Source organism: Rhodopseudomonas sp. AAP120 (genome assembly GCF_001295845.1).
Classification (GTDB): Bacteria; Pseudomonadota; Alphaproteobacteria; order Rhizobiales; family Xanthobacteraceae; genus Rhodopseudomonas.
Genome location: NZ_LJIC01000022.1, coordinates 21,295 through 36,533 on the forward strand (window position 1 = coordinate 21,295; position 15,239 = coordinate 36,533).

The window sequence follows — 15,239 nt, forward strand, 5'->3', positions numbered from 1 at the left end:
GTTGCGAGGCGTCAACCTGGTTCGGCCAAGGAGAAGATGAAGATGAGCTCGTCGCGTTCGTGGATGGCGTGTGCCGCCGTCGCCGTTGCCGTCAGCGGCCCCGCTGCCGCGCAGGAGACCATCAAGATCGGCGTCAATCAGCCGTTGACCGGCGTCGTCGCCGCGGCGGGCAACATGGTGACGGCAGGAACTAAGATCGCGGCCGAGCAGATCAACGCCAAGGGCGGCATTCTCGGCAAGAAGCTCGAGCTGATCATCGAGGACAACAAGAGCAATCCGACCGAGGCCGCCGCGGTCGCCGAGAAGCTGATCACCCGCGACAAGGTGCCGGCGCTGGTCGGCGCCTGGAGCTCGACCTACACGCTCGCGGTGATGCCGAAGCTGCTCGAATATCAGGTGCCGATGGTGGTCGAGACCTCGAGCGCCGACAAGATCACCACGCTAGGCAATCCTTACGTGTTCCGCATCAGCCCGACCAACGGCACCGAAGCCAAGAGCTTCGCGCGGTTCGTCGAGCCGCTGGGCATCAAGAAGGCCGACTTTCTCACCGTCAACAACGATTGGGGCCTCGGCGCCGCCGCCGAATTCGGCAAGATGCTGAAGGACAAGGGCCTCACCGTCAACAAGTCGCTGACGATGGACGCCGCGGCGCAGGATGTCTCGGCGCAGCTGTCCAGCCTGAAGGGCACCGACAGCGACACGCTGTTCATCACCACCGGCGTCGAGCAGATGACGCTGCTGATGAAACAGGCGCAGTCGCTCGGCCTGAAGCGGCGAATCGTCACCACCGGCGGCACGCTGCCGGATCAGCTGATCGCGCAGGCGGGGACGGCGGCCAACGATTCGTATCATGACGCGATGTTCGCGCCGTGGTTCCCCGAAACGGCCGCGGATCCGGAAGCGGCGAAACTGTTCATCGCGGATTGGGGCAAGGCCGGCCTGCCTCCGGGCGGAATGCCCGAGGGCGCCCGCGGCTATGATGCGGTCTATGTCCTCGCCAAAGCGATCGAGAAGGCGGGCGCAGCCGAGTCCGAAAAGATCCGCGCGGCGCTCTGGGAAGTCAGCTATTCGGGGCTGACCGGCAAGATCAAGTTCGAAAAGGTCGGCCCGGCCGGCAAGGAAAGCGGGCAGAGCCCGGCGGTGACGCACCTGGTCAAGATCGAGGACGGCAAGGTGGTTCTGGTCAGCAAGTAATCAGCAAAGCAAATCGTGGAGCAAGCGGAGGATGAGGGGCGGCCTTGCACGGGGCCGCCCCTTTTCCTTGCTTGAGGCACATTCGCGTCGTCTCATCTTCGTTGATGAGGCGGACGTACGGTTCCTATGCGGAGCGCGCAGGGCGGGAACCGCGGCCGCCTGCGGTGATTGATCCTGGATCGCCGCGTCGCGCAGCTTCGTGCGCGTCACAACGCCGCGTGTTTCACTCCGAGGTTCCCGATGTGTCGCTGGATTGCCTATCGCGGAGAGGCCACTCTCTTCGAGAACTATGTCACCGAGCCGGTGCATTCGCTGATCACCCAGAGCCTGCGTGCGCGCGAATCAGCGGGCCCGACCAATGGCGACGGGTTCGGGCTGGGCTGGTACGGCGTGCATCCGGAGCCGGGGCTGTATCGCGAGACGCGGCCGGCGTGGTCGGATGAAAATCTGCGCTATCTGTGCCGGCATCTGCAATCGCACATGTTCTTCGCGCATGTCCGCGCCGCCACCGGCACGCCGGTGACGCGGCAGAATTGTCACCCGTTCGCCTGCGGCCGCTGGATGTTCATGCATAACGGTTTCGTCGGCAGCTGGAGCCGGCTGCGCCGCCGCATCGAGGCGATGATCCCGGACCCGCTGTATCCGTCGCGCAGCGGCAATACGGACTCCGAGGCGATCTTCCTGGCCATCATGGGCGCAGGCATCGATGAAGATCCGATCGAGGCGACGCGCACGGTGATGACGCGGCTCGGCGCGCTGCTCAACGAAAACGGCCTGCGCGAGCGGATGCGGTTCACCGCCGCGCTCGCCAATGGTCACGATCTCTACGCCTTCCGCTTCGCCGAGAACGATACGGCGAACTCCTTGTACTATCGGCAGGCCGGCGATCGCCTGATCGTCGCGTCGGAACCGTACGATGGAGAACCGGGCTGGATCGAGGTTCCGGCCAATCACGTGTTGTTGTCGCGCTCTGCGCACCAAATCGAGTTGTTGCCGTTCATGCCGGATGAACCCCGGCTGAAATCGGAACATCCAGGTGCCCAAAGGGTTGTCGCGCGCGCCTGAAAAAGCAGCAAAGCGAGCGAGGCCCAGGGACAATGTGTGGAATTTGCGGAGAGATCCGCACCAAGAATGATGTTCGGCTTCCGGCATTCTGGACCATGACGCAGTCGATGCAGTCGCGCGGTCCGGATGCGGAAGGTGTGTTTTCGCAAGGCCTGGAGCAGGGCGCGATGGCGTTCGGTCATCGCCGGCTCGCGATTCTCGATCAGTCGTCGACGTCGCAGCAGCCGATGATCGACAGCGAGCTCGGCCTCGGCATCGTCTTCAACGGCTGCATCTACAATTTCCGCGAGCTGAAAGCCGAGCTGCAGAGCAAGGGCTATCGCTTCTTCTCCGAAGGCGACACCGAAGTCATCATCAAGGCGTATCACGCCTGGGGCACCGACTGCGTGCGCCGCTTCAAGGGCATGTTCGCGTTCGCGCTGTGGGAGCGCGACAGCGGACGTGTCGTGCTGGTCCGCGACCGTCTCGGCATCAAGCCGTTGTACTACACCGAAGGCGATGGCTTTTTCCGTTTCGCCTCGACGTTGCCGGCGCTGCTGGCCGCGGGCGGGGTCGAGCGCAGCATCGACCGGGTCGCGCTGCATCACTTCTTCAGCTTCCATGCCGCCGTGCCGGCGCCGCGCACCATTCTGAACGGCGTCAGGAAGCTCGAGCCCGCCACCATCCTGACGATCGCGCCGGACGGCAGCAAGACCACCGAGCGCTATTGGCAGTTCGCGGTCGGCGAGCGCGGCGGCGACCGCCGGCTCAGCGAGCAGGAGTGGAGCGAGGCCGTCAACGACGCGATGCTGGCGGCGGTCGATCGCCGCCGCGTCGCGGATGTGCCGGTCGGCGTGCTGCTGTCGGGCGGTCTGGATTCGTCGCTGATCGTCGCGCTGCTCGCGAAGCTCGGCCACGGCAATGTCCGCACCTTCTCGATCGGCTTCGACAGCGTCGGCGGCCAAAGCGGCGACGAGTTCTATTACTCGGATATCATCGCCAAGCATTTCGGCACCGAGCACGAGCAGATCCGGATCGACGGCGGCGAGGCCCTGGGCGTGCTGCCGGATGCGATTCGGGCGATGTCCGAGCCGATGGTGAGCCACGATTCCGTCGCGTTCTATCTGCTGTCGCGCGAAGTCGCCAAGCGCGTGCGCGTGGTGCAGAGCGGGCAGGGTGCCGACGAGATCTTCGGCGGCTACAGCTGGTATCCGTCCTTCCTCACCACCAACGACGCCACCGAGCAATATCGCGACGCCTATTTCGACTGGCAGCACGATGATCTGAGCAAGCTGCTGGCCGACGACATGCTGGGCGACGACGCCAGCACCGACTTCATCGAGACGTTCTTCGCGCAGACGGCCGCGACCTCCGCGGTCGACAAGGCGCTGCAGATCGATGCCGAGACCATGCTGGTCGACGACCCGGTCAAGCGGGTCGACAACATGACGATGGCGCACGGCCTCGAAGCGCGCGTGCCGTTTCTCGACCACGAGGTGGTCGAGCTCGCCGCGCGGATGCCGTCACGGCTGAAGGTCGCGGACGGCGGCAAATACATCCTCAAGCAGGCGGCGCGATCGCTGCTGCCGGCCGAGGTGATCGACCGGCCGAAGGGCTATTTCCCGGTGCCGTCGCTGCGGCACCTCGAAGGCGATTTTCTCGCTTATGTGCGCGACGTGCTCGGCTCGCGCGCAGCGCGCGAGCGCGGGCTGTACCGGCCCGAATTCGTCGATCACATGCTTGCAAACCCCGAAGCGGAGATGAGCCCAAAGGGCCACTCGCGGCTATGGCAGGCGGCGCTCCTCGAAGCATGGCTGCAAGAACATGCAGTTTGATCCGAAGATCATCGAGCGGCTCCGCCTCAATCTGTCCGGGGATCAGAGCCACATCGTCATCCGCTCCGCCGCAGGCGGCGACGCGGAGGCGGCCGGCTATTCGTTCGGCATCGAGGAGGAGTACTTCCTGGCCGATGCCGCAACCGGCGAAGCCGCGATCCTGACGCCGAACGAATTGTTCGAGGCGGCGAATTGGTCGACCGGCGGCCAGGTGATGCGCGAGATGCTGCAGGCGCAGATCGAGGTCGCGACCAACGTCCATGTCGATCCCAAGGACGCGCGGGAGGAACTGCGCTTCCTGCGCCGCGAGGTGTCGGCGGTCGCGGCGCAATACGGCCTCGTCATCATGGCATGCAGCACGCATCCGACCGCGTCATGGCGTGCGTCGCAGCCGACGCCGAAGCCGCGCTATTTCGAGATGATCGAGAACCTTCAGGTGATCGGCTATCGCAACATGCTGTGCGGCATGCACGTCCATGTCCAGCTGCCGCAGCCGGACAAGCGCTTCCCGGTGATGTGCGCGCTGATCCCGCATCTGCCGCTGTTTCTGGCGCTGTCGACGTCGTCGCCGTTCTGGAGCTCGGAGAACACCGGGCTGCGCGGCTATCGGCTCGCCGCCTATAGCGAGCTGCCGCGCACCGGCCTGCCGGAGCTGTTCGAAGATCAGCGCGGCTATGAGGACTATATCGGCGCGCTGGTGAAGTCGGGCGTGATCCCCGACGAGAGCCATGTGTGGTGGGCAATGCGTCCGTCGTTCCGGCATCCGACGCTGGAGCTGCGCGCGCCCGACGTGTGCACCCGGCTGGACGACGCCGTGGCGATCGCCTGTCTGTATCGCGCTCTGGTCCGGCACCTCGGCGAGATGCCGGAGACGCCGAGGGTCGACGCGGTCGAGCGCGCGATCGCGGTGGAAAACAAATGGCGCGCCCAGCGCTACGGCACCGGCTGCAGCTTCGCCTCGCGCGATGGCGCGGTGCCGATCGCGCAGGCGCTCGACCGCGTGATCGAGCTGGTCCGCGACGATGCGGAGGCGCTCGGCTGCGCCGCCGAAGTCGAGGCCTGTCGCGACATCCTGCGCCGCGGCAGCTCCGCCGACGCGCAGCTTCGCGTGTACGAAGCCAGCGGCGGCGACCTCACGGCGGTGACGCGCTGGATCGCCGAGGAAACCATCGCCGAAGCCGGCCAGCCGCCCGCAGCAGCGACGCGCGATGCGGTGAATTAGACGGCCGACTTCACAAGGAAAGGGTCTCTCCCCGTCATTGCGAGCGAAGCGAAGCAATCCAGCCTAGTGCACTGATCTGGATTGCTTCGTCGCTGCGCTCCTCGCAATGACGGGGAGAGGCTGGTTTGTGAGCAGACGAGGCCTGGGACGCGGTAGGCGGTGGTTAGCGCGGCGGAAGATCCGGAATCGACGGCTGGATGGTCCTCGACTGTTGCTTCCGTCATTGCGAGCCAACGGGTCCGGCCCGGCCGGCCCGATGACAGGCTCCGCGAAGCAATCCAGGAGCGCCGAGCACGGGGCTGGATTGCTTCGTCGGCTACGCCTCCTCGCAATGACGGGGAGAGCTCGCTCCGCGCGACTACACGCTGTGCAGTTTCGGCCGCGACGACAGGATGCGCTGGGCGAGGACGACCGGGCAGTCGGGAGCGTGCTTGATTTCGTCGCCGGTCTGCAGCCACGGCACCGAGGCGTTGCACAGCTTGCACTGATTGTGCGCGCCGCCGTCTTCCTCGGAGACGATCTCGATCGCCGTCTTGAGCAGCGCGGTCGCGATCTTGCGGATGTCTTCGGGCGGGGCGAGGTCGGTCATGGCGTGGGTCCGGTGGGAGCGATGGGCGCGACGATCAATAGCACGGATGCCGGCGGCCATCCTGGCCGCGATAGGCGGCGGCGCCCTGCTTGCACAGCGCCGAGGTCGGGCCGTCGTAATAGGCGAAAGGCTGCTCCGGCCAGACCGGGGGGCCGTAATTGTGGAGGTACAGCGAGCCCTCGCCGGCATGGCGGTGATGCCGATGCTTGTGCTTGGCGGCCGCAGGGGCGCTGGCCGCGAGCGACACCACGGCAACGGCGCAGATCAGCTTGAAGACGGTCATGGGGAATCTCCTGCCTGTCGGGTGGAACGCGGTCGAACCCGTTCGGGTTTCATCGCTGGACCCGCCGATGTCAAGCCGGTTGCTGGCTGCCGGCCTGGACCGGGCGTTCCACCGCGCGCAGCGTCGCGCCGCTGCCGGCGCAGCCGGCCAGCCGCTCGATCTCGGCGGCGATGAGGTCCGCATGCGCATGGTGCGCCATATGGCCGGCGCCGGGGATCCGGATCATGCGCGCGCGCGGCATGGCGCGCGCCAGTGCCTCGGCATGGATCTGCGGCGGCACCACCGGGTCTGCGCTGCCGGCGATGATCACGGTGGGCACCTGCACCGCAGGATAGCGTGGCACGTGGTCGATCAGCTGGTCGCGCAATCCGGAATATTCCTGCAGGCTTCCGGAGAACCGCTTCGCCATCAGCGCCAGCCCGAGCCGGCTGCGATCGGCATAGTCCGGCGGCGGCGGCTCCGGCCGGAAGATCCGCGTCGCGACCCGCCCCATCATCGCCATGAACATCGGCGGCAGCACCGTGTAGTTGATCGACGGCTTCATGAGCACGTCGAACACGCGCTGGATCCAGCGGATGCCGCGCGGCCGCGGATGGGTGGTCGGATTGATCACCACCAGGCCCTGCACGGTATCGGGATTGTCGAGCGCGTAGCGCAGCGCGATCAGGCCGCCGAACGAATGCCCGACCACGATCAGCGGCCCGGCGACGCCGCGTTCGCGCAGCACCTCGCGCAGCAGCGTCACCTGATAGGCCGGCGAGGCCAGCGGTCCCATGCCGGGTGCGCTGTAGCCCTGGCCGGGCCGGTCCGGAATGATCACGCGCAGCTGCCGCGACAGCCGCGCGCCGAGCGCCAGCCGCATGTCCTCGCTGCACAGATTGGCGCCGTGCACCAGCAGCACCGTCGGCAGCGGCCGCTCCGACGGGTGCGCCGGCGGCAGATCGAGCACGTGCATCCGCACGCCGTTGGCGGTGACGAACACGCCTTGCGGTGGAAATTTCGCCTCCAGCCGGCGCGCGATCGTGCAGGACAGCCAGCCGGAGCCGAACAACAGCGCGGCAACGATCAGCACCAGCAGGGCAGCGGCAATCATTCGGAATCCTGGCCCGTCGAACATCGCGGACAAGGTCCGCAGCAAGACCGGTATTTTGAGCATGCAGGCCGCGGCCCGCAATTGATCTCCCGCAATGGTGCCGGTCGATCCCGACGCTACGGGTCGGCTGGGGCAGTCAGTGGATCATCATGCACGTCGATGCGGACCAGGCGGGCGGAGCAGCCGGTCGGGCACGGACCTTCGGCCCGGCCGCATGGGCGGGCGCGCTGTGGCGGCATAAATGGCCGGCGCTGGGGATCGGCCTGGTGCTGCTTGCCGCCGCACTCGGACTGACTCGGCTGCTGCTCGGCCCGGAGGTCGTGGTGGCCGAAGTGCAGCGCGGCGATCTGGTGCAGAGCGTCGTCGCGTCGGGGCATATCGAGACGCCGTATCGCGTCGAGATCGGCAGCCAGATCACCGGCACCGTCAAGGACGTCCTCGTCGTCGAGGGCCAGCAGGTGCGGCAGGGCCAGGAGCTGATCGCGATCGAGGACAGCGAACTGCGCGCCGCATTGGTGCAGAGCGAGGGCGCGGTGGCGCAGGCCGAGGCGCGGATGCGCCAGCTCAAGGAGCTGACCGGCCCGGCCGCCGATCAGTCGCTGAAGCAGGCGCAGGCCAATCTGCTGAACGCCGAAGCCGCCTATGAGCGCGCCTCGAAGCTGGCCGATAAAGGCTTCGGCACCCGTGCTACGCTCGACGAGGCGACCAAGAATCTCGACGTCGCCCGCACCCAGGTTCGCACCGCCGAGCTGCAGCTCTACACCTCGAGCCCTGGCGGCAGCGACTACGTCATGGCCGAAACGCAGCTCAGCCAGGCGCGCGCCAATCTCGGCACAGCAAAGGCGCGGCTCGGCTACGCGCTGATCACCGCGCCGCGCGACGGCGTGCTGATCACCCGCGCGGTCGAACGCGGCAGCGTGGTGCAGCCCGGCAAGGCGCTGCTGGTGCTGGCGCCGACCGGCGAGACTCAGATCGTGGTGCAGATCGACGAGAAGAATCTCGGCCAGCTGGCGCTCGGCCAGCACGCCGTGGCTTCGGCCGACGCCTATCCGGACCAGCGCTTCAAAGCGACGCTGAGCTACATCAATCCGTCGGTCGACATCAACCGCGCCTCGGTCGAGGTCAAGCTCAAGGTCGATCCGGCGCCGGACTATCTGCGGCAGGACATGACGGTGTCGGTCGATATCGCCACCGCGCGGCGCGACGACGTCGTCATCGTGCCGGCGCGCGCGGTGCATGATGTCGCCACCGCGCCCTATGTGCTGGTGGCGGCGAGCGGCCGCGCCGTGGTGAGGAAGATCAGGCTCGGCCTGCGCGGCGTCGGCTTCTACGAGGTGCTGGACGGTCTCGCGCCGGGCGATCGCGTCGTCCCGCTGACCTCCGGTGTCAAAGCCGGGCAGCGCATCCGGGCGGTCGTGCCATGAACCGGCTGCTGCCGTTCGAGTGGATCGCCGCAGTGCGCTTCCTGCTCGACGGCGCGCTGCAGACGCTGGTGATCGTCGGCGGCATCGCCATCGGGGTCGGCGTCATCGTCTTCATGTCGGCGATGCTGGCCGGGCTGCAGGCCAATTTCATCAAGCGCGTGCTGACCTCGCAGCCGCAGATTCAGCTGATCCCGCCCGACCAGGTGGCGCGGCCGCTGCGCGATGCGCCGGGCACGTTCGAATCGGCCACCGTGCAGCGCCCCACCCAGCGGGTGATCTCGATCAACCAATGGCCGAAGATCCGCGCCGAGATGCAGGCGCGGCCCGAGGTCACCAACGCCGCCGCCACCGCGGCCGGCTCGGCGCTGGCGCTGCGCGGCGACACCAACCGCGCCATCACGCTGACCGGCATCGAGCCTGAGATCTATTTCAACATCGTCAAGGTGCCGGACTACATCGTCGCCGGCACGCCGCAGATCACCACCGAGGGCATTCTGGTCGGCATCGAACTGGCGCGCGATCTCGGCGCCTCGCTCGGCGACAAGATCATCGTCTCGACGCCGCTCGCCGGCACCCGCGTGCTCACCATCAACGGCATCTTCGATTTCGGCAACAAGGCCGCCAACCAGCGCACCACTTTTGTCACGCTGCGCAACGCCCAGAGCATGCTCGGCCTGATCGGCGGCGTCACCTCGATCGATCTCACCGTCACCGATATCTACGCGGCCGAGGACATCGCCGCGGAGATCCAGGCGATGCTGCCCGTCAAGGCCGACAGCTGGATCAAGACCAACGCGCAGTTCTTCACCGCGGTGCAGGCGCAGAAGAATTCCAACACGCTGATCCGGCTGTTTGTCGGCCTGTCCGTGGCGTTCGGCATCGCCGCGGTGCTGATCGTTTCGGTGATCCAGCGCTCCAAGGACATCGGCATCCTGCGGGCGATGGGGACGCGGCGCGAGCAGATCCTGCGGGTGTTTCTGATCCAGGGCGGGCTGCTCGCCTTCGTCGGCTCGCTGATCGGCTCCGGGCTCGGCGCGCTGGCGCTGATCGTGTGGCACCGCACCGCCCGGCAGGTCGACGGCAGCGAATTGTTTCCGCTGATCATCGAGAGCGATCTGTTCGTCTGGGCCTCGGTGCTCGCCACGGCCACCGGCGTTGCGGCGGCGATCGCGCCGGCGCTGCGCGCGGCGCGGCTCGATCCGGTGGTGGCGATCCGTGGCTGAAGTTCTGCGCCTCGACCAGATCCGCAAGTCCTACAATGTCGGCACGCCGGTCGAGACCGAGGTGCTGCACGGCATCGACCTCGCGATGAACGCCGGCGATTTCCTGGCGCTGATGGGGCCGTCCGGCTCCGGCAAATCGACGCTGCTCAACATCATCGGCCTGCTCGACCGGCCGACCGGCGGGCGGCTGCTGATCAGCGGCCAGGACACCGGCAGGCTCGGCGATGCGGCGCTGACGCATCTACGCGGCCACGCCATCGGCTTCGTATTTCAGTATCACTATCTGATCGCGGCGTTTACGGCCCGGGAGAACGTAATGATGCCGATGCTGGTCGATCGCGGGCGCCCCGATGCTGCGATCCAGCGCCGCGCCGACGAACTGCTCGACCGCGTCGGCCTCGCCAGATGGCGTAACAACAGCGCCACCAATATGTCCGGCGGTCAGCAGCAGCGCGTCGCCGTCGCCCGCGCGCTGGCGATGAACCCGGACCTGGTACTCGCGGACGAGCCGACCGGCAATCTCGACACCAAATCCGCAGAGGACGTGTTCGACCTGATGCGCGAGATCAACCGCGAGCGCGGCACCACGTTTCTGCTGGTGACGCACAACGACGATCTTGCGGCAAAGTGCGATCGTATCGTGCGGGTCGTGGATGGAAGGATTGCGGGGTAGGGCGAAGGAGGCGCTGCCGCCGGGGAGGCACCGCGCCGACCTCGCGCTTCATCGTCATCGCCCGGCTCGGCCCGGCGATCCAGTATCGCAGAGCGCCTGTTTGGTCCGCAGGGCGTTCCCGGAGACGCTCTGGAATACTGGATCCCCCGCATGCGCGGGGGATGACAGGTGATGGTGGGGCAGCCCCAATCTCTTATAAGCCAATCTCTTATAGAATGATGCGCGGGACTAGGCCCGCGCATTCGTCGTTACTTATGGCGTTGGTGTTAGTTCGTCAGCTTCGCTTCGATGACGTCGCCGAACATCTCCCAGCGGTCGCCTTTGAAGCGCATCAGTTGCATCTGCTCGATCGGGAAATGATCGGTCGGGGAGGTGTTCATGGTGATCCCCGGCAGCAATGCGGACGGCGCGTAGCCTTTCAGGCTGGTCGCGACCTTCATGATGTTCTCGCGCGTCAGGTTGTCGCCGGCCTGTGTCAGGATGTGCTCCAGCGTCTGCGCGGCACCGTAGCCGTACAGTAGCAGGCCGTTCGAGCGATCGGAGCCCGGCATGTATTTGTCCAGGAAGGCGTTCCATTCCTTCAGGCCCGGATCGTTCGTCCAGGTCGGGTCGGTCGGATCCTTGACGTAGCTGGCGGTGATCGCGTCCTGGGCGAATTCCATACCGGCCGGCTTGATCACCGCGCCGACCGAGGCCGACACGTTGTTCAGCACGTGAATCGGTTTCCAGCCGAGCTCGCCCATCTTGCGGATCGCTAGCGCCGCGAACTTCGGAGTCGACAGGTTGAGGAACATGTCGGCGCCGGAGGCCTTCAGCTTGGCCATCTGCGAGTCGATGGTCGGGTCGGTGATGTCGTAGCTCGCTTCCGAAATGATCATCGACGTCTTGTCGCCGAGACCGTCCTTGACGCCCTTGTAGATGTCCTTGCCGTAATCGTCGTTGGCCACCAGGACGGCGATCTTGGCGTTCGGGTGGGTCGCCAGGATCCACTTCGCATAGATCCGGCCTTCGGCCTGGTACGGCGGATTGAACGGCATCGTCCACGGATAGGTCTTGGGATCGTCGCCGAACCGCGTGCCGCCGCTCGACACCATCAGTTGCGGCACCTTCTTCTGGTTCAGGTACTTCATCACGGCGGTGTTCGACGGCGTGCCGAGCGTCTGGTACAGGAACAGCACCTCGTCGCCTTCGACCAGCTTGCGGGCCTGTTCCACCGCCTTTGCCGGTGAATACGCATCGTCATACGACAGGAAGTTGATCTTGCGGCCGTTGATGCCGCCCTTGTCGTTGAGCATCTTGGCGTAGGCGATCTCGACCTGGCCGACGATGCCGTAGGCCGATGCCGGGCCGCTGTAGGGCACGAAATTCCCGATCTTGATCTCGGTGTCGCTGGCGCCCGGACCGTAGGATTTCTGCGCCAGCGCAACGCCCGGCGCGAGCAGCGACGTCGCCGCCAGCACGGCGGCAAGTCCGAAAAGTCTCATCTGTTTCCATCCCGTTTTCTTGGCGCGATCTTTCGGATCGTCGCGGCGCGATACTAAGCGCGTGCGGGACCATGGCGCAATGCCGATGATGTGGACAGGTCAGCGCAGTCACTGCAGCGCGGCGCCAATTTCCGCCGCACGGGGCGCTGCACCGCAGCCGATCGCCGCGGTTCAACTGATGAATTGCTTCGTGTGGAATTTGCGTGGCGCGGCGCGTGCCGCCCAGATCGCAGGGCGATCTCGTGCATTGCGGTCCGGTCTGAATGTCCGGGATGCCTCGGCGGCACGAGTCTGATGCGAGCACATGCCGGCTCAGTTCCGATTTTGCGATGATCCGGTGTTTTGATGCGCGCGGTATCGACTCTGCCGAGAACGGTGTGCCGACTGGGGCGGTTCCGTTGGCGTGAGGGGGCTAATCATCTGATGATGAATTCGGGCCGTCCTGGTAGTTCGACGTGGTCGGTTCGTGATGATGAGAGGTTGGTGCTGTTAGTTATAATAATGTGATTAGTAAGCACCGCTGCGGCAAGATTTTCCGGCTCGGACCAAATGAGTGCCCGGCAGCAAAGGGCGTCGATCGGCGATGTCGTTGATTTAGTTAGGTTCCGGATCTGGCGCGCGCCTTGCAATGTTCTTGGTGATGCGCGGCAACGACGCGCGGACATCGATCGGAGGGCCCCTCATGGGATCACTTGATGCACTGTGGACGGCGACGTCCGGTTTGCAGGCCCAGTCGGCCGCCTTGGAGAATATCTCGGGCAATGTCGCCAATGCTCAGACGCCTGCGTTCAAGCAGACAGACACCGCGTTCGCCGATCTTGTGACTCCGCCGCAGGTGTCGGAGACGGTCCAGTGGCGTTCGGTTTTGACCAACGGCCGGCAAGGATCGATCGGGCGCGATCCGGTCAATACCTATATGGCGATCGGCGGGGAGGGATATTTTACGGTGGCGGCGCCGACGGGTGTTAGTTCGGCGGGCCAGCCGACATTCGCCAGCAGCGTCAGCACCTTTACGCGGCGAGGTGATTTCCTGCTGAAGAACGGCTATCTGGTCAACGGTTCCGGTGACTATCTGATGGGGGCGCAAATCGACCCCGTCACCCAGGCGACCAGCGGCACGTTGCAGCCGCTCCATTTCGACACCAGCACCGAGGTGCCGAACCTCGGCGTCTTGCAGAGCCTGTCGGTCAGTTCGGCAGGCAGGCTGCAAGGTACCTATTCCAAGGGGCAAACGGTCGACGTCGCGTCGCTCCCGGTCGCCACTTTCCCGGGGCAGGGCTTCATGACGCAGCTGAGTGGCGGGACGTTCGCCGCGACGGCCAAGTCCGGTCCGCCGCAATACAGCAACGCCAGCAAAGTCGTCGGAAACTCGCTGGAGGCGTCGAATGTCGACGTCGCGGACCAGATGACCACGATGATCCAGGCGCAGCAGGCCTATTCGGCCGGCACCAGAGTCGTGACGGCGGCGAACGAGATGATGCTGACGATCACCGGTCTCACGCTGTGACGATGGCACAGCGCTGACCGCAGTTCCAAGCCTGGCGACGTCGGTGGTCCGGTCGGCCGTGGAGGCGCGGGACGGTCGTCACGCTCACCGCGTCTGCGGCGTCGTCCGGTCCTCGGCCTTGAAGTACTTGCGGGCGTGGGCGACGATCTGGCCGTCGGTCGGATGATCGGCGGTTTCGACCGCAGCGATCTTTGCCGCCAGGGCAGGATCGTGCTCGGCGATATATTTCGCCAGCACGTGCTTGGTCTGGCCCGGGCCGACGACCAACACGACGCCGGCATCGGCGATCGCATCCATCGCTGGCGGAGGAAGTGCTGATCCTCCGGCTCGTGCCCCGAGCCGACCTCTCGGTGATGGTGGATATGGCGGTTCGGGTTGTCGGCGTGCAGCACCAGCTTGTCGGCCTCGTGCGGATTGAAGTGAAACACCCGCGCCTCGCGGTGGTCGATCCAGATGACGGCATGGAAATGCGGGCTGGTCATGGGCAGGGCTCCGGCTGGCGGCGCGGCACGCAGGCATGGCGATCGCGCGGTTCGGTGAGCCTAGCTCCCACCGCGGGACCGCGGCTTGATCGGCCGCAATTTCCTCCGGCTGGGAGTCGCCGGCTCAGCCGCGATGCCGGATCGGCCGGCCCTCGATCGGATAGGCCGGGTCGTTGTAGCCGGGCGTCGAGGGATGGCCGGTGACGACGAGACTGTCGATCAGCGCCTCGTCCTCGGCCGTGAACGTCACGTTGAGCGCCCGGACATAATCGTCCCACTGCGCCTCTGTGCGCGGCCCGGCGATCACCGAGGTGACCAGCGCGTTGTTCAAGACCCAGGCCACCGCGAACTGTCCGGCGGTGATCCCCCTGGATTCGGCGTGCGCGCGGATTTGCTGCGCCAGTTGCAGCGATTCCGGTCGCCATTCGGTCTGCAGCATTCGCTTGTCGGCACGGCCGGCGCGGCTGTCCTTGTCGGGCGCGGCGTCGGGCGGATATTTGCCGGTGAGCACGCCGCGCGCCAGCGGCGAGTAGGGGACGATTCCGAGGCCGTAGAACCCGCAGGCGGGAATGTGCTCGACCTCGGGCATGCGGTTCATGGCGTTGTAATAAGGCTGGCTGACGATCGGCCGGTCGATGCCGAGCCGGTCGCAGATGTTGCAGATCTCGGCGACGCGCCAGGCGCGATAATTCGAGACGCCGAAGTAGCGGATCTTGCCGGCGCGCATCAGGTCGCCGATCGCCCGTACGGTCTCGTCCAGCGGCGTGGTGTGGTCTTCCTTGTGCAGATAATAGATGTCGATCCAGTCGGTGCCGAGCCGCTTCAGGCTGGCATCCGCGGCCTGCATCACCCAGCGCCGCGACAAGCCGCCGCTATTCGGGCCATCGCCGAACTGGTTGGCGAGCTTGGTCGCCAGCACCCAATGATCGCGCTGCGCGGCGATCGCGCGTCCGACCACCTGCTCGGACACGCCTGTCGAATACATGTCGGCCGTATCGATGAAATTGATCCCGGCCTCGCGCGCCTTGTCGATGATGCGGGCCGAGGTCGGCTCGTCGGTGGCGCCCCCGAACATCATGGTACCGAGGCAAAGCGGCGACACCTTCAGGCCACTGCGGCCGAGCGGGCGGTATTCCATGGAAGAAGTCCTTCGCGCGAAAGTGCAATGACCGAATACATACACCCG

The 15,239-nt window shown here is 66.0% G+C and carries 13 protein-coding genes and 1 pseudogene; 8 read left to right on the top strand and 6 right to left on the bottom strand.

Annotation, left to right across the window (positions count from 1 at the left end; genetic code table 11):
• The first annotated feature begins 42 nt into the window (after positions 1–42).
• From IP86_RS04990 to IP86_RS05005, 4 genes are all read left to right on the top strand, one after another.
• Positions 43–1,194, top strand: a complete 1,152-nt coding sequence (locus IP86_RS04990; protein ID WP_054161483.1) for an ABC transporter substrate-binding protein — start codon at positions 43–45, stop codon at positions 1,192–1,194.
• 240 nt (positions 1,195–1,434) lie between these two features.
• Entirely contained in the window at positions 1,435–2,259 is an 825-nt protein-coding gene (locus tag IP86_RS04995; protein WP_054161416.1) for a class II glutamine amidotransferase, read from the top strand.
• Positions 2,260–2,291: 32 nt separating this feature from the next.
• On the top strand, positions 2,292–4,073 hold the full coding sequence (locus tag IP86_RS05000; protein WP_054161417.1) for an N-acetylglutaminylglutamine amidotransferase: 1,782 nt from the start codon (positions 2,292–2,294) through the stop codon (positions 4,071–4,073).
• A complete protein-coding gene (locus tag IP86_RS05005; protein WP_054161418.1) occupies positions 4,063–5,295 on the top strand; it encodes a carboxylate-amine ligase in 1,233 nt (410 codons plus the stop codon). The genes IP86_RS05000 and IP86_RS05005 overlap by 11 nt, the downstream gene beginning before the upstream one ends.
• A 358-nt stretch (positions 5,296–5,653) precedes the next feature.
• Here the strand turns inward: IP86_RS05005 and IP86_RS05010 are convergent, their stop codons facing one another.
• The 3 genes from IP86_RS05010 to IP86_RS05020 form a co-directional block, all read right to left on the bottom strand.
• Positions 5,654–5,884, bottom strand: a complete 231-nt coding sequence (locus IP86_RS05010) for a DUF3222 family protein (RefSeq protein WP_054161419.1) — start codon at positions 5,882–5,884, stop codon at positions 5,654–5,656.
• A 34-nt stretch (positions 5,885–5,918) separates the two neighbouring features.
• Entirely contained in the window at positions 5,919–6,167 is a 249-nt protein-coding gene (locus IP86_RS05015; protein WP_054161420.1) for a hypothetical protein, read from the bottom strand.
• Between the two features lie 70 nt (positions 6,168–6,237).
• Positions 6,238–7,260, bottom strand: a complete 1,023-nt coding sequence (locus tag IP86_RS05020) for an alpha/beta fold hydrolase (RefSeq protein WP_054161484.1) — start codon at positions 7,258–7,260, stop codon at positions 6,238–6,240.
• 149 nt (positions 7,261–7,409) lie between these two features.
• Here IP86_RS05020 and IP86_RS05025 point away from each other — a divergent pair, with 149 nt between their 5' ends.
• From IP86_RS05025 to IP86_RS05035, 3 genes are read left to right on the top strand one after another with little or no spacing between them, the layout of a single operon-like run.
• Positions 7,410–8,684, top strand: a complete 1,275-nt coding sequence (locus IP86_RS05025; RefSeq protein WP_054161421.1) for an efflux RND transporter periplasmic adaptor subunit — start codon at positions 7,410–7,412, stop codon at positions 8,682–8,684.
• A complete protein-coding gene (locus IP86_RS05030) occupies positions 8,681–9,907 on the top strand; it encodes an ABC transporter permease (protein WP_054161422.1) in 1,227 nt (408 codons plus the stop codon). The genes IP86_RS05025 and IP86_RS05030 overlap by 4 nt, the downstream gene beginning before the upstream one ends.
• Positions 9,900–10,580, top strand: a complete 681-nt coding sequence (locus IP86_RS05035) for an ABC transporter ATP-binding protein (RefSeq protein WP_054161423.1) — start codon at positions 9,900–9,902, stop codon at positions 10,578–10,580. Before IP86_RS05030 ends, IP86_RS05035 begins: the two co-directional genes overlap by 8 nt.
• A gap of 266 nt (positions 10,581–10,846) precedes the next feature.
• Here IP86_RS05035 and IP86_RS05040 read toward each other — a convergent pair whose 3' ends face one another.
• Complete coding sequence (locus tag IP86_RS05040; RefSeq protein ID WP_054161424.1) at positions 10,847–12,064, bottom strand: ABC transporter substrate-binding protein; 1,218 nt, start codon at positions 12,062–12,064, stop codon at positions 10,847–10,849.
• A gap of 628 nt (positions 12,065–12,692) precedes the next feature.
• Here IP86_RS05040 and IP86_RS05045 point away from each other — a divergent pair.
• On the top strand, positions 12,693–13,571 hold the full coding sequence (locus tag IP86_RS05045) for a flagellar hook basal-body protein (RefSeq protein ID WP_245290538.1): 879 nt from the start codon (positions 12,693–12,695) through the stop codon (positions 13,569–13,571).
• Positions 13,572–13,655: 84 nt separating this feature from the next.
• Here IP86_RS05045 and IP86_RS05050 read toward each other — a convergent pair.
• Together IP86_RS05050 and IP86_RS05055 are read right to left on the bottom strand one after the other, a co-directional pair.
• A pseudogene (locus IP86_RS05050) lies at positions 13,656–14,053 on the bottom strand (translational machinery protein).
• A 124-nt stretch (positions 14,054–14,177) separates the two neighbouring features.
• A complete protein-coding gene (locus tag IP86_RS05055) occupies positions 14,178–15,191 on the bottom strand; it encodes an aldo/keto reductase (protein WP_054161425.1) in 1,014 nt (337 codons plus the stop codon).
• Positions 15,192–15,239 lie beyond the last annotated feature (48 nt).

Coding starts and splice junctions, on each gene's coding strand:
- IP86_RS04990 (WP_054161483.1), top strand. CDS start 43: ATGAGCTCGTCGCGTTCGTGGATGGCGTGTGCCGCCGTCGCCGTTGCC.
- IP86_RS05010 (WP_054161419.1), bottom strand. CDS start 5,884: ATGACCGACCTCGCCCCGCCCGAAGACATCCGCAAGATCGCGACCGCG.
- IP86_RS05030 (WP_054161422.1), top strand. CDS start 8,681: ATGAACCGGCTGCTGCCGTTCGAGTGGATCGCCGCAGTGCGCTTCCTG.
- IP86_RS05020 (WP_054161484.1), bottom strand. CDS start 7,260: ATGATTGCCGCTGCCCTGCTGGTGCTGATCGTTGCCGCGCTGTTGTTC.
- IP86_RS05040 (WP_054161424.1), bottom strand. CDS start 12,064: ATGAGACTTTTCGGACTTGCCGCCGTGCTGGCGGCGACGTCGCTGCTC.
- IP86_RS04995 (WP_054161416.1), top strand. CDS start 1,435: ATGTGTCGCTGGATTGCCTATCGCGGAGAGGCCACTCTCTTCGAGAAC.
- IP86_RS05045 (WP_245290538.1), top strand. CDS start 12,693: ATGTTCTTGGTGATGCGCGGCAACGACGCGCGGACATCGATCGGAGGG.
- IP86_RS05005 (WP_054161418.1), top strand. CDS start 4,063: ATGCAGTTTGATCCGAAGATCATCGAGCGGCTCCGCCTCAATCTGTCC.
- IP86_RS05000 (WP_054161417.1), top strand. CDS start 2,292: ATGTGTGGAATTTGCGGAGAGATCCGCACCAAGAATGATGTTCGGCTT.
- IP86_RS05055 (WP_054161425.1), bottom strand. CDS start 15,191: ATGGAATACCGCCCGCTCGGCCGCAGTGGCCTGAAGGTGTCGCCGCTT.
- IP86_RS05025 (WP_054161421.1), top strand. CDS start 7,410: ATGCACGTCGATGCGGACCAGGCGGGCGGAGCAGCCGGTCGGGCACGG.
- IP86_RS05015 (WP_054161420.1), bottom strand. CDS start 6,167: ATGACCGTCTTCAAGCTGATCTGCGCCGTTGCCGTGGTGTCGCTCGCG.